We start from the raw sequence: 13,306 nt of genomic DNA on the forward strand, positions 1-13,306 counted from the left end.
GACCGCCGGGATCGGGGCTACGGGATTCGGGATTCGAAAAAGCGGCGGACTGTCGTGAGTCGCGCTTGATCGGGCCGACAGTAGCTGCAAGGAAGTCTCGTCGCTTGCCGTAATTCGCCCTGCCGAATCCCCCATCTCCAATCCCGGCTCCTAGAATCAGGGCATGCGTTCCGAAACCGTCCGCCTGTTCCAGACCCTGCCGCACGCGTGCGGTTACTTCGCGGATCGCACGGCACAAAATCTGGTGATCGATCCCGCGGCACCGAACCTGCGCGAGTTGTACGGGCCGGCGCTCACGCACGGTTTCCGCCGCGCTGGCGGACAGCTCTACTTGCCGCGTTGCGGCGCCTGCCATGCCTGCACACCATGCCGCATTCCGGTGGAACGCTTCGTGCCGGACCGTTCGCAGCGACGTTGCCGCAAGCGCAACCGCGATCTTGCCGTGCGCGAATGCACGGCCGAATACACCGCCGAGCGCCATGCGCTGTATCGCCGCTATCTGCAGACGCGCCATCGCGGCGGCGGCATGGACGAGGCCAGCGCCGAGGATTTCCAGCGCTTCCTGACCGCACCGTGGAGCCCCACGGTATTCCTCGAATTCCGCGAGCACGAGCGCCTCGTCGCCGTCGCCGTCACCGACCTGTGCGCGGAGGGCGTGTCGGCGGTGTACACGTTTTTCGACCCCGACGAACACGCCCGCGGGCTTGGCACCTTCGCCATCCTCACCCAGATCGACTACGCCCTGAGCCACGGTCTGCCGCAGGTCTATCTCGGGTTCTGGATCAACGGCCATCCAAAAATGGATTACAAGCGGCGCTTCCGGCCGCTGGAAATCCGTACCGCAGCCGGTTGGACGACGCTTGCGTAAAGGCCATCAGGCATGCGTTGGCCGGTAGCCGGCCGGGTACGGAAACAGCTTTCCCAGCGGCACTGAAATGCCGTCGTCGCCCATCACGCGGCAATGCGTGCGGTCAAGCTGGCGCGGGTCGTCCACGCCACAGCTGTGCGCAATGATGCCCACCTCGTGCATCACGTTCTTGGCGTAGTGCGCCACCTTCTCGCATTTGTCGCTCACCACCAGCCCGCGCTGCAGCTTCGGGTTTTGCGTGGTGATGCCGGTCGGGCAGGTGTTCTTGTTGCATTGCAGGGCCTGGATGCAGCCGAGCGACAGCATGAAACCGCGCGCCGAGTTGACGAAATCCGCGCCCATCGACAGCGCCCACGCCACGTCGTAGGCAGTGATGCACTTGCCCGAGCAGATCACCTTGATGCGCTCACGCAGGCCGCGCTCGATTAGCGTGTTGACCAGCATCGGCAAGGCCTCGTGCAGCGGCAGGCCAACGCCTTCCATCAGCGTCTGCGGCGCCGCGCCGGTGCCGCCTTCGGAGCCATCGACGATGATGAAATCCGGGGCGCTCTCGATGCCGCGCGCCTGCACTTCGTCGCACAGGGTCTCGATCATGCCCATGCTGCCGAACACCGCCTTGAAGCCGGTCGGCTTGCCGGTCAGCTCGCGCACGTGGTGGATGAAATCCAGCAGCTCGCGCTCGTTGGCAATATCCAGGTGGCGGTTCGGGCTCTGCGAATCCTGCCCCGCCGGAATGCCGCGGATCGCGGCAATTTCCGGCGTCACCTTGGCCCCCGGCAGGAGGCCGCCCATGCCCGGCTTGGCGCCCTGCCCCAGCTTGACCGACACCATTTTCACCTGCGGGTGCGCACACACTGCCTTGAGCTTCTCGTCGTCCAGCTTGCCGTCCGGCGTGCGCACGCCGTATTTCGCGGTGCCGATCTCGAAAATGATGTCGCAGCCGCCTTCGAGGTGATACGGCGCCAGCCCGCCCTCGCCGGTGTCCATCCAGATGCCGGCCTTGGCTGCGCCGATCGACAGCGCGCGCACCGCAGGCGCGGAAAGCGCGCCAAAGCTCATCGCCGAAATGTTGAAGAACGCGGCGTGGTCGTACGGCTCGCGTGCGTACGGCCCGAGGCGCACGGGTTTGGGTTCCACGTGCGTGTTGCCCAGCGAAGGAAACGCGGCATTGACGAAGAACGGCATGCCCTCGGTGCGCAGGTCGCGGGTGGAACCAAAGGCGCGGGTGTTGTCGGCATCCTTTGCCGCGCGATAAACCCACACCCGCTGCGCACGGTTGAACGGCAGCTCCTCGCGGTCGTTCGAATACAGGTACTGGCGGAAAAACTCGCCCAAATGCAGGAACCAGTAACGGAAGTGACCGATCAAGGGAAAGTTGCGCAACACCGCGTTGCCGGTCTGGTTGCGGTCCACCACCCACACGGTTGCCAGCACCACCACGGCAAGCAGCAGCAACAACACGAACAATGCCGTGAACGTTTCCACCAGCACGATCAACCAGTGGGAAAAACCCGTGGTCTGCATGGGGCGCCTCCTCTCGATGCGGAACTCGCCCAAGGGTATGCGCTGGGCGCGCGGAAATGAACCGCTGCGGCCGCCGCCCCACAGGGGCTTCGGTGCTTGCATGTGATATCCATTTGATATCTACCTGTCGCACATCCAACGAGGACCAGCCAGGCACGAACACAAGGGCTTTTCGCTTGCCGGCATTCCCATGGTCGGGCTCGCCCTGCTGTTGCTGGTCTTTGCCGGCTGGCAGCTCTTTGCTGCCGTCGGACAGGTCGAGACCACCACCGGCGCGGGCGTCGGCATCGGCCTGGTCGTGCTCGTCGCCATCCTTGCCGGCGGTTTTTTCAGGTCGCGCCGAACGAAGCGCGCGTGCTGCAGCTCTTCGGCAAGTACGCCGGCAGCGTGCGCGAGGAAGGGCTGCGCTGGACCAACCCGCTGTGCACGAAGCGGAAGCTCTCGCTGCGCGTGCGCAACTTCGAGAGCGGCAAGCTCAAGGTGAACGATCTCAACGGCAACCCGATCGAGATTGCCGCGATCGTCGTCTGGCAGGTGGTGGACAGCGCGGAAGCCGTGTTCTGCGTGGACGACTACGAGAACTTCGTGCACATCCAGAGCAAATCGGCGCTGCGCCAGATGGCGCAAAGCTACCCCTACGACGCGCATGCCGACGGCCAGCCGGCACTGCGCAGCCACGGCGAGGAGATCACCGCGCACCTGCGCGACCAGATCCAGGAGCGCCTCGGCAAGGCCGGCGTGGAAGTGACCGCAGCACGCATCAGCCATCTCGCCTACGCGCAGGAAATCACCCAAGCTATGCTGCAGCGCCAGCAGGCCGGCGCGTCGTGCTGTGCGGCGAACGTGGCAGCCAGCCGGTCTGAGCACCGGGTCGCTGTACTGAGTGCGCCGTGGCAGGCGGGAAAAAAGCCTACCCGCTGCGCATCAGCGCCGCCGTGCTCGCTGCCATGCAGCGCTGGGCCGACGACGACCTGCGCAGCGTCAACGCACAGATCGAGTACGTGCTGCGCGACGCCCTGCGCAAGGCCGGGCGGCTGAAGCCCGGCAAGTCCAAACCCATCGACGACGAAACCGAATCATGAGCCCGCAATGGGAATACCAGGTGCTGACCGTGCGGCGCGGGGGGATGCTCAAGCTGAGCAACACGCCGCAGGACGCCGAGCTCACCGCCATCCTTAACCGCGAAGGCGCGCAGGGCTGGGAGCTGGTCAACGCGATCACCCCGGACGACCCGATGCCGACCACGCCGTACCTCAAGCGGCCGCGCTGAACCGCGTACGCCGAACGCTTCAACCTGTTGGTCGCAAGGAGCAACCCATGTCCGCAATCATCGTCGTCCTCATCGTCATTGCCGTGCTCGCCGGCACCGCCTACCAGCCACGCCGCCGCAAGCCATGACGCGGCCACCCGAACGTTGCGCGGCGCGTGCCGTATGCTGTGCGGCATGTCGTCTCGAGGTTTGCCGATGAAGCCGTCTGGATTGCTGCGTGCCGCGCTGGTCGCTCTGCTGGTTGGCACGGGCTTGCTGTTGGGAAGCTGCTCGCGCGGCGGCCCGGCGTTCAAGCTCACCAACATCACCGGGCACATGCCCGACCTCAAGTTCCAGCTGACCAATGATCAGGGCAAGGCGGTGACCGCCGCCGATTACCGCGGCAACGTGGTGTTGCTGTATTTCGGCTACACCCACTGCCCCGACGTGTGCCCGCTGACGCTGGCGCATATCCACGCCGCGCTGAACAAGCTGGGGGCGGAAGCCGATGGTGCGCGCATCCTGTTCGTCACCGTCGACCCGACGCGCGACACGCCGAGCGTGCTGCACGCCTATGTCAATGCGTTCGACCAGCGCGCCGTGGGACTCACCGGCACGCCGGCCGCGATCGAGGCGCTGAGCAAACGCTACCGCTCGGCGTTTTCGCGCGAGCCGGGCGATGGCCACGGCAATTACGAAGTAAGCCACAGCTCCGGCATCTACGTATTCGATCGCAAGGGCCATCCGCGCGTGCTCTCCACGCCGGGCACACCGCAGGCCGATCTGGTGCACGATCTTGATCTGCTGCTCAACGAAAAGGTGGCCACATGACCCGCATGCTCGCCGCGTTATTGCTCAGCCTCGCCGCAACTGCGACATGCGCCAGCGAGGCCGCCAACATTCGCGCCAGCGCCGCATGGATTCGCGTGCTGCCGGGCGACCTGCCCGCCGGCGGCTACGTCACTTTGCAGAACCCCAGCACCCAGCCCGCCACACTGGTCGGTGCCAGCTCACCCAGCTACGGCATGGCGATGCTGCACGAAAGCTCGCGCGCCGGCGGCATGAACCGCATGCGCATGGTGGAGAAGCTGGTCATCCCCGCGCACGGTAGCCAGATGCTGGCGCCGGGCGGCTACCACCTGATGCTGATGCACGCGAAAACGCCGGTGGCGCCCGGCGCCACGGTACGCATCACGCTCACCTTTGCCGACGGCAGCGCGTTGCCGGTGGACTTCGCCGCGCGTCCGGCGGGCGCGCTCGGCCCCCACGACTGACGCTCAGGCGCGGCGCGGCAGCGCCTTGCCCCAGCGCTTGCCGGGGATGCGCCCGTTGCGCGACAGCCGCATCCACTGGCGCAGCGCGAACAGCGCGCCCACCGATTCGAGCAGCGCCGCCGGCACCCAGGTGATCAGCCCGCCGACCATCTGCCCGGTCAGCACGTTGAAGGTGAACGCACGGCCGCAGATTTCGAAGATCGGGTACAGGTCGGTGCGCGAAAACGCGACGATTGCGCCGGCAAGGATCTGCGGCGCCATGGTGATGCCGGGCGACAGCACGCGCAGGCCGGCCGCCATGCGCCCCGGCGGATGCGGGCGGTGGTCGAGGATCAGCGACCAGTAGGCGAACCCGGAAAGCAGCATCGTCCAGTTCATGAAGCGGTACACGCGCCAATCCAGCATGGCCAGCGTCTGCATCGACGGCACCAGCCAGATCAGCACGAAAAACACGAACATCGCCGAGGCGAACAGCGGCTGGAACAGCACCCCGCTGGTTGCGCGCCACAGCCGTGAACGACGCAGCCCGGCGAACCGGCGCACGCGCCAGCGGCGCGGCAAGCCGGCGCGCAGCACACTGGCCGGAAACGAGGCGCAGATGATGAGCGGGACGAGATGGTGCAGCACGAGTTGCTGCAGGCGATGCACGAAAAACTCGTGCTCGGCGTAGAAATCCAGATACGTCTGCAGACTCAGCCAGATGATCGCCATGCCGGCCCAGAACGCGAGCCGGCGCGCACGCGGCACGTGCAGCCGGCGGCTGCCGCGCCAGTACAACGCACAGGCAACGAAGAAGCTCGCGAGAAACACCCACGAAAACTCCCACGGCACCAGCCATTTCAGCAGTATTGCCATCACACCCGACATCGCAGCAAACCCGGCCAGCATAACGGCAACACCGCCGGCACCCCAGCGGCGCATTGCCGCCGCCGATGCTTCAGCGCCGCCGATTGCGCCGCGTGCGACGCCAGCCGAGCAACAGGCCGATCAGCGCGACCAGGGCCGGCATCACCACGATGTTGATCACCTTGAGGCGCAGGCCGAGCGCGTCGATCTCGGCGTTGAGCTGGTGCTGCACGTCGCGCAGTTCCTTGTTGATGGCGAGCTGGCGCTGGCGGAATTGCTCCACCTCCTGCCGCTGCTCGCGGCCCGCGTGGCTGCCGTCCTTGGCGGATTGCAGCTCGGCCAAGCGCTGCCGGGTTTCCGCCAGCTCGCCTTCCAGCTCCTGCTCCTTCTGCAGGAATTTCTGGTCGGCGACGTTGCGCAAGGCCTGCACGCGGGTGAACGGTCGCTGCGAGCCGATCCGGCCGCGGATCGAGAGCAGCGCGGAGGAGCCGCTGAGGTTGTCGACGAGATTGCTGACCAGGCCGCCGTTGTTGGCGAACGGCCGCATCATGCTTTGCCCCAGCACGGTTTGCGGCTCCAGCCACAGGCGGTCGCTGAGCAGGTCGGTATCGGCCACCAGCACGACCTCGCCACCGCCTGCCGAATGCGCCAGATGACCCGGAGCCTTGGCACGTTCGGGAAACGCGCTGGCAAAGCGGCCGCGCAAGCGTGCCGCAAACACGTAGCGCGTGTTGTCGGCGCGGTAACCCTGCAGCAGCAGCGAGGGGTTGTCGTTCACCTGCTGCACCCGCGCCACCGGCACCGCCTCGGCATCGGTGCTGCTCTGCATCAGCGGAATGAGCCGCAGGGTGGCATCCGGCGCCAGATCAAAATGACCGGCAGTGGAGAGATCGATGCGCTGCAGGCTGGCCGTCACCGGGTCGGCACGATTGAGCAACGAGCTGTCCAGCCACAGCATCGCGGGGTGACTCACGCTGGCGCCGCCAAGCTCGATGGTCAGCGCATGCGAGGGGTCGAGCACCACGCGTTGCGGGTCGTAACGCACACCCCATGCCTTGAACAGGCGCGGCAAATCGGAGCTGGCGGTGGTCGCCGGCGGCGCGGACGAGGCGCCGGCCGGGGCCTCGTCGATATCCGCCATTTCGGCGTCCGGATCGACGAACACCACGAGATGGCCGCCGCGCAGCACGTACTGGTCGATCGCGTACAGTGCATCGTCGGGCAGGTTTCGCGGCTGGATCAGCAGCAGCACGTGGATATCCGCGCCGATGGCTTTGAGCCCGGCAGGGTCGAGCGTACGCACGTCAAATTGCTGCGCCAGCTGCTGCATCACCATCCACGGCGGCTGCCCCAACGCCGGGTTGCCCTCGACCGGCAGCGAGCTGATGACGCCGATCGGCGGCTTCGTGGCCTGGTTCAACTCGTAGATCAGCTTGGCGACGTCGTATTCGAGAAACGCCTCGCGCGCGGGGTCGAAAAACGCGATCGACAGCGACCGCTCCGGTACCGTCGTCTCGTCGGCCTCCTCCTGCCCGGCTTCGAGCACACTGCCGACAAGGCCGAAAAACACCCGCTCGCCGTTGGTGCCGCCGCCGGCCGAGATCAGTCCGGCACCCTCCGCGCTGGCTTCGTCGTCGGAATACGGCACCGGATCGATCAGGTTGAAATGGATGCGCCCGTGCGCGCGCGCGGTCATCTCCTGCAGCATGTCGCGCACGCGCTGCTCGTAGCTGTGCAGCTTGGGCAGATCGCGCGTGGCGTGTTCGGAAAAATACAGCGTGAGCCGCAGCGGGCGTTGCAGATGTTCGACGATCGCCCGCGTGCCGGGGCTCAGCGTGTACAGGTGATCAGTGGTCAGATCCACCCGCCGCGCGCGCAGCCAGTGGCCGCTGGAGACGATGAGCGACACCGACACCAGCGCGACGGCCATGAGCGCCGCATTCAGCAGCAAATGCCGCGTCAGGTGCAGCGGCGTGGTGAACAGCGCGGGCAGTTTCCAGCGCATCGTCAGCGCACCCGCTTGAGTTCAAGCAGCAGTACGCCGGTGGTCAGCCAGCCTGCCGCGCTGAGCAGGAAATACGCGAGGTCGCGCAGGTCGAGCACACCGCGCGCGATCGCCTCGAAGTGGCGCAGCATGCTGAGGTAAGCCAGCGCGTTCACCAGCCGTCGCGGCAATGCGCCGGAGAAGAAATCCACCACCTGCGGCTGACCGACCAGGATCAGCAGCACGCACACGGTGGCGGTCAGCACGAACGCCACGACCTGGCTGCGGGTGAGCGCGGAAAGGCACGCGCCGATCGCGACGAAGCTGCCGGCCATCAGCCAGCTGCCGATGTAGCCGGCAACGATCACGCCGTTGTCGGGTGAGCCGAGATAATTGACGGTAAGCCACAACGGAAACGTGAGCGCCAGCGCCAGCCCGATGAACAGCCACGCGGCAAAAAACTTGCCGAGCATGGCCTGCCACAGGGTCACCGGCAGGGTGAGCAGCAATTCCAGCGTGCCGCTCTTGGCTTCCTCCGCCCACATGCGCATCGTCACCGCCGGCACCAGGATCAGGTACAGCCACGGGTGGATCACGAAAAACGGTTGCAGATCGGCCTGCCCGCGCTCGTAGAAATCCCCGGTGTAGAACGTGAGGATGCCGGCCAGCACGAGAAAGATGACCAAAAACACGTAGGCCAGCGGGGTCACGAAAAAGCTGCGCAACTCGCGCCGCAGCACGGCAAGCACCGCGCTCATGCGCCCGCCTCCGCGGCTTCACCCGTGGTCGTGATGCGCCGGAAAACCTCGTCCAGACGCCCGCGCTCGAGCTGGATCTCGGACACCTCCAGCCCCTGCTCGCGCAACAGCTGCTCCACGTCTTCGAGAATGCGCGTGCCTGGTCGGGGAAACACCGTGACGCGGCCATCGAGCGCATCCACTTCGATCGCGGCGACGTTCGGCAGACGTCCGAGCATCTCCTGCGCCAGGGCGCTGCCGGGAGCGCTGAACGACACTGCACCGTGGTAACGCGAGCGCGCTTCGAGTTCGGCCGGCGTCGCGTCGGCAAGCAGTTTGCCGTGAGCGATGATGACCACCCGGTTGCACAGCGCGTGCACCTCTTCCAGCAGGTGGGTGGACACCAGGATGGTGCGCTGGCGCGCCATGGCGTCGATCAGCTTGCGCACCGCGTGTTTCTGGTTGGGGTCCAGGCCGTCGGTCGGTTCGTCGAGCATCAGCACCGGCGGGTCATGCAGGATCGCCTGCGCCAGCCCCACGCGCCGGCGCAAGCCCTTGGACAAGGTGTCGATGCTGGCTTCGAGCACGCTTTCGAGTTGCAGCCAGCCGACCACTTCGTCGAATCGATGCCGCCCGCGCTCGGCGTCGAGCCTGCGCACGCCGATGATGAAGCGCAGAAACTCGCGCACCGTCATCTCGCCGTAGCTCGGCGCCCCTTCGGGCAGGTAGCCGAGCGCGCGCCGTGCCGCCAGCGGCTCGCGCTGCACGTCATGCCCGCACACCCGCGCGGTGCCGCTGGTGGGTGCGAGGAAACCGGCAATCATGCGCATCGCGGTCGACTTGCCGGCGCCGTTCGGGCCCAGCAGGCCCAGCACCTGCCCCGGTTCGGCGCGAATGCTCAAGCCATCCACGGCGGTGAGCTGGCCGTAACGGCGGGTTAGCTGGTCGGTTTCGATCATGGAGACGCTGGTGAAAACACTGCCCGCAATGTAACGCAAAGACGCAAACGAAACGGCCCTTCCGAAGAAGGGCCGTGGCTGGATCGAAGTCGATGGCGGAAACGCTCAGCGGCGCTTGTGCTCGGTCTTGCGGGCCGGTTTGTGCACAGCCTTGCGTTCGGCCTTTGCGGCCGGCTTCTTCGCCACTTCGGGTTTGGCGGCTTCCGGTGCCGCGGTGGTGGACGCCGGGGCCGGTGCTGCATCGGCGCTGGGCTCCGGCGCTTCCAGCACCGGCTGCTTGATGCCGGCGTTCTGCTCCGGGGTCTGCTCCGGTGCATGGCTGAGCGGCAGGTAGACGTCGAACTCGGCGTAGCTGGTGATGTTGCCCTGCGCGTCCTTGACCTCGGGCTTGACCTCGATGTCGTACGGGCGGTTCACCACTTCGTCAAACTTGTAGCCATGGGTCAGCGAGTAGGCCTTGAGCATGTCCCGGGTCTGCGGCACGCCGGCGGCAGTGCCGTTCCACGGGGCCTCGAGCGCGGCACCACCGAACGCCAGCGTGGCGCGCACCGGGCCATCGACGATCAGGCGGCCGAACTTGTCGTGGTCGCCGACCTTGAGCGCGGCATCGGCCGCGGCCTGCTTCGCCGAATTGTCATCCTCCGAGGAGTCGGCATTGATTGCCGGCGGAATCGGTGCCGTGAGCTGCTGGGTCTGGCCGTTGACGTTGAGCGTGCTGGAGTCGATCGGCATCGCCACGTCGAAGGTGTAGGTCTCTTCGCCGTAGTTGGTGGTGAAGACGATGCGCGGGCCGGTCACGTTGACGCCGAGCTTCTTCGCCGTGGCTTCGATCTGGGCGACCGCCTTGCCGACGGTGGCAGCCAGGCCTTCGATGCCGTCCTTGCGCTGGATCGACGCCGGCACCAGCAGCACCGGGGTCTGCTCGGTCCGGCGGATATACGGAATGAGCTGGCTGTAATCGACATTCGGCACCGAGGCCAGGATGTTCTGCATCGTGTTCAGGCCGAACTCGATGAAGGAATCCGGATCGCCGTGGATATACAGGTTGGCGAAGCGGTTGTAGAGGTTCCAGCCGTACGTCACGTCATACGACCAGGTGACGTTGGTGAACTGGTTGCGGTTGCCCTGACGCTCGAGGTCCAGGGTGAAGGTCTTGTCGTAGCCCTTCCAGCTGTTGGTGAGATCCCAGACGATCTTGGCGCTCTTCACCGTGCCGTCGATCTTGTCGAAGTTCGGCGTGGCGCTGTCGATCGTCAACGAACCATTGCCCACGCGCGGGTCGGCGCTGGTCCAGTTGATCTCCGCGCCGGGGCCGTAGGCCTTGCCCGCATACGCGTATTTGATGTCGCGGTCGTAGGTGCCGAGCACCGAGTACTCCGGCAGGCGCTGGAAATTGTCCAGCACGTCGTAAACCTGACGCATGTCCTTGCTGATGACCTGCGAGCGCTCGATGTGTCCACTGCCCGGCATGATGATCGCGGCGAGGATGCCGATGCCGACGACGATCGCCAGCGCCACGAGAAATTCAAGAACACGAACACGCATGATTCCAAGGTCTCCGAGCGTCTGTACGCGGTACTCTCAGGGGTGCCCCAGCCAGCGCGCGAGTCGTGCCGCGGCTCGATGGCGGTGAAGTGCACCGGGGGTCGGCATACGCCGAAGGAACGGATGGTAACCGCTCAAGGGCCGGAACGCCATCACGCCCATAGGCGATATTTGGACGGCCACAAACCCGCGTGACGGCGTGCTTTGCGACCGGCGCCAAAGCATGCGCCGGCGCATGGTTCGCGCAGCCCGCGGCTCACACGATGCCCAGTTCCAGCGCCTTGAGCACGGCGCGCGTGCGGTCGCGCACGCCGAGTTTGGAGAGAATGTTGGACACGTGGTTTTTCACCGTGCCCTCGGCCACCTTGAGCGAATTGGCGATCTCCTTGTTGGAGTAGCCGCCGGAAAGCAGGCGCAGGATCTCGGTCTCGCGCTCGGTCAAGGGGTCCGGCTGCTGCAGGCTGGTGAACTGGTTCTGCATGCGGCCGACCCCCGCCATCAGGCGCTGGGTGACCATCGGCGCCACCAGCGAGCCGCCGCCGGCCACCACGTGCACCGCTTCCACCAGCTGTTCGAGCGAGACGTCCTTCAGGAGATACCCGCGCGCGCCAGCCTTGAGCCCCTGCAGCACGAGCTGGTCGTCGTCGAACGTGGTGAGGATGATGGTGGGCCGCAGCTCGTTGCGCGCCGACAGGGTCTGCAGCACTTCGAGCCCGCTCATGTTGGGCATGCGCAGGTCGAGCAGCACCACGTCGGGCTTGATGCGCGGAATATCCAGCACTGCCTGCGCGCCATCGGCGCACTCGGCGACCACGCGGATGTCCGGCGCCAGATCGAGCAGCGAGCGGATACCCTGGCGCACCAGATTTTGGTCATCGACGAGACAGACGGAAATCATCACGGGTCCTCGCTGCGGTGGTCGTCGCGGTCGCGCTGCGGCAGGCCGGATGCAGTGCATCGGCCGGGCGAGCCATGCACGTTCGCGCCGCGCACGGCCGTCGAACCCGCGCATTCTTGCACGCGGCATCGGTGCCATGGGTGGCCCGCGGTCACGGCACGCCCAATGCCGGCGGCTCCACCCGCAACGGCGCGTGCGCCAGCGCCAGCTCCTCGCCCAAGGGCAGGCGCACGGTGAGCGCAAAGCCTTCGCCCGGCGCGGTTTCCAGCGCCATGCTGCCGCCAAACTCGGCCAACCGCTCGCGCATGCCGGAAAGCCCGTTGCCGGCCTCCGCCTGCTCCGCGCCGCGGCCATCGTCGCGCGCGTGCAGGCCCACCAGATTTGGCCCGGCAAACGCGAAAGTGAGCCACAGGTTGCGCGCACCGGCGTGGCGCGCGGTGTTGGTGATGATCTCCTGCGCGCAGCGCAGCAAGACCTGCGCGCGGCGCGGGTCTTCCACGCTGAAACGCGGCGGCATCACCACGTGCACCTGCAGCCCGGGCACACCTTCGACCAGGCTGCGCAAGGCCTGCGTGAGATCGATGGCGTCGTCCTGCCGCAGCTCGCTCACCGCTTCGCGCACGTCGGCCAGCAAATGCTTGGCGGTGGCCTGCGCCTTGCGCACATGCACGTTGGCTTCCTCGTTGCACACGTGGCTGGCCACCTCGAGATTCAGGCTGAGCGCGGTCAGGTGGTGGCCGATGAGGTCGTGCAGCTCGCGCGCGATGCGCATGCGCTCGGCGATCCGGGTGGATTCGGCGAGCAGCGCGCGCGTGGCCCGCAGTTCGGCGTTGAGCCGGCGCTGCACCTCGCGCTCCTCGGCCTGGCGGCTGGCGACCAGCGAGGCGATGAACGCCATCGCGCAGATGCCGAGGTACATGCACACCTGCAAAAACGCGGTGCCGAGCGACCAGCCCATGTAGCTGGCGATCAGCGGCATCAGCAGGAAGTTCTGGCCGAGCATCCACACCACGCCCACCAGCGTCGGCAACTGCCACGGCAGCACCACCGAGATCACCACCATCAGCATCGCCGACAACCCGCTGCGGCTGGCCCAACCCATGACCAGCGCCGAGCCGGTCAGCACCAGCAGGCCGGCCAGCCGCACGCTCATCGCGCGCCACCCTTGCGCGGTCATGCCGGCGCGGCTGGTCAGCGCGAGATAGGTGATGGCAAATACCACGTCGGAAAGAATGCTCACTTCGGGCGAGCGCACGCCCACGCGCACGCCCCAGTTGTTCGGCAGGAGCTGCAAGAGCGGCAGCGACACACACACGCAGGTGAACAGCCCGGTGTAGCGCAACAGCCGAATGTGGTTGAAGTTCATCCACGACATGCCGGCATGATAAGCGCTCGTTCGCGGCGCGATATGCGCAAAAAGTC

13 protein-coding genes and 1 pseudogene are annotated in these 13,306 nt (G+C 66.4%); 6 read left to right on the plus strand and 8 right to left on the minus strand.

Going from position 1 to position 13,306, the window contains the following annotated elements:
* The first annotated feature begins 163 nt into the window (after window positions 1–163).
* On the plus strand, window positions 164–868 hold the full coding sequence (locus AC3WP6_RS11355; RefSeq protein WP_492627813.1) for an arginyltransferase: 705 nt from the start codon (window positions 164–166) through the stop codon (window positions 866–868).
* A gap of 6 nt (window positions 869–874) precedes the next feature.
* Here the strand turns inward: AC3WP6_RS11355 and AC3WP6_RS11360 are convergent, their stop codons facing one another.
* A complete protein-coding gene (locus tag AC3WP6_RS11360) occupies window positions 875–2,392 on the minus strand; it encodes an FMN-binding glutamate synthase family protein (protein WP_492627814.1) in 1,518 nt (505 codons plus the stop codon).
* A 190-nt stretch (window positions 2,393–2,582) separates the two neighbouring features.
* On the opposite strand from AC3WP6_RS11360, the pseudogene AC3WP6_RS11365 reads away from it, so the two are divergent.
* The 5 genes and pseudogenes from AC3WP6_RS11365 to AC3WP6_RS11385 all read left to right on the plus strand — a co-directional run.
* Window positions 2,583–3,229 (plus strand): annotated as a pseudogene (locus AC3WP6_RS11365) (SPFH domain-containing protein); the annotation flags it as partial.
* Between the two features lie 53 nt (window positions 3,230–3,282).
* Window positions 3,283–3,474: a type II toxin-antitoxin system antitoxin gene (locus AC3WP6_RS11370; RefSeq protein ID WP_492627815.1), complete on the plus strand. Its 192-nt coding sequence runs from the start codon at window positions 3,283–3,285 to the stop codon at window positions 3,472–3,474.
* Window positions 3,471–3,662 carry a DUF4177 domain-containing protein gene (locus AC3WP6_RS11375; protein WP_492627816.1) on the plus strand — a complete coding sequence of 64 codons (192 nt, stop codon included), beginning with the start codon at window positions 3,471–3,473 and terminating at the stop codon, window positions 3,660–3,662. Before AC3WP6_RS11370 ends, AC3WP6_RS11375 begins: the two co-directional genes overlap by 4 nt.
* A 195-nt stretch (window positions 3,663–3,857) precedes the next feature.
* Window positions 3,858–4,472, plus strand: coding sequence for an SCO family protein (locus AC3WP6_RS11380; protein ID WP_492627817.1), 615 nt, complete (start codon window positions 3,858–3,860; stop codon window positions 4,470–4,472).
* Window positions 4,469–4,915, plus strand: a complete 447-nt coding sequence (locus tag AC3WP6_RS11385) for a copper chaperone PCu(A)C (protein ID WP_492627818.1) — start codon at window positions 4,469–4,471, stop codon at window positions 4,913–4,915. The genes AC3WP6_RS11380 and AC3WP6_RS11385 overlap by 4 nt, the downstream gene beginning before the upstream one ends.
* A 3-nt stretch (window positions 4,916–4,918) precedes the next feature.
* Here AC3WP6_RS11385 and AC3WP6_RS11390 read toward each other — a convergent pair whose 3' ends face one another.
* The 7 genes from AC3WP6_RS11390 to AC3WP6_RS11420 form a co-directional block, all read right to left on the minus strand.
* Window positions 4,919–5,773: a cytochrome c oxidase assembly protein gene (locus tag AC3WP6_RS11390; RefSeq protein WP_492627819.1), complete on the minus strand. Its 855-nt coding sequence runs from the start codon at window positions 5,771–5,773 to the stop codon at window positions 4,919–4,921.
* Window positions 5,774–5,852: 79 nt separating this feature from the next.
* On the minus strand, window positions 5,853–7,766 hold the full coding sequence (locus tag AC3WP6_RS11395) for a Gldg family protein (RefSeq protein ID WP_492627820.1): 1,914 nt from the start codon (window positions 7,764–7,766) through the stop codon (window positions 5,853–5,855).
* A gap of 2 nt (window positions 7,767–7,768) precedes the next feature.
* Complete coding sequence (locus AC3WP6_RS11400; protein WP_492627821.1) at window positions 7,769–8,503, minus strand: ABC transporter permease subunit; 735 nt, start codon at window positions 8,501–8,503, stop codon at window positions 7,769–7,771.
* Window positions 8,500–9,441: an ABC transporter ATP-binding protein gene (locus AC3WP6_RS11405; RefSeq protein ID WP_492627822.1), complete on the minus strand. Its 942-nt coding sequence runs from the start codon at window positions 9,439–9,441 to the stop codon at window positions 8,500–8,502. The genes AC3WP6_RS11400 and AC3WP6_RS11405 overlap by 4 nt, the downstream gene beginning before the upstream one ends.
* Before the next feature lie 105 nt (window positions 9,442–9,546).
* Window positions 9,547–10,986: an SRPBCC family protein gene (locus AC3WP6_RS11410; RefSeq protein ID WP_492627823.1), complete on the minus strand. Its 1,440-nt coding sequence runs from the start codon at window positions 10,984–10,986 to the stop codon at window positions 9,547–9,549.
* A gap of 256 nt (window positions 10,987–11,242) precedes the next feature.
* Window positions 11,243–11,884, minus strand: coding sequence for a response regulator (locus AC3WP6_RS11415; RefSeq protein WP_492628693.1), 642 nt, complete (start codon window positions 11,882–11,884; stop codon window positions 11,243–11,245).
* 151 nt (window positions 11,885–12,035) lie between these two features.
* The gene (locus AC3WP6_RS11420; protein ID WP_492627824.1) at window positions 12,036–13,259 is read right to left on the minus strand and encodes a sensor histidine kinase; all 1,224 of its coding nucleotides are present in this window, start codon (window positions 13,257–13,259) and stop codon (window positions 12,036–12,038) included.
* Window positions 13,260–13,306 lie beyond the last annotated feature (47 nt).

The sequence above is a fragment of the Rhodanobacter sp. FW106-HT46G03 genome, from assembly GCF_058789895.1.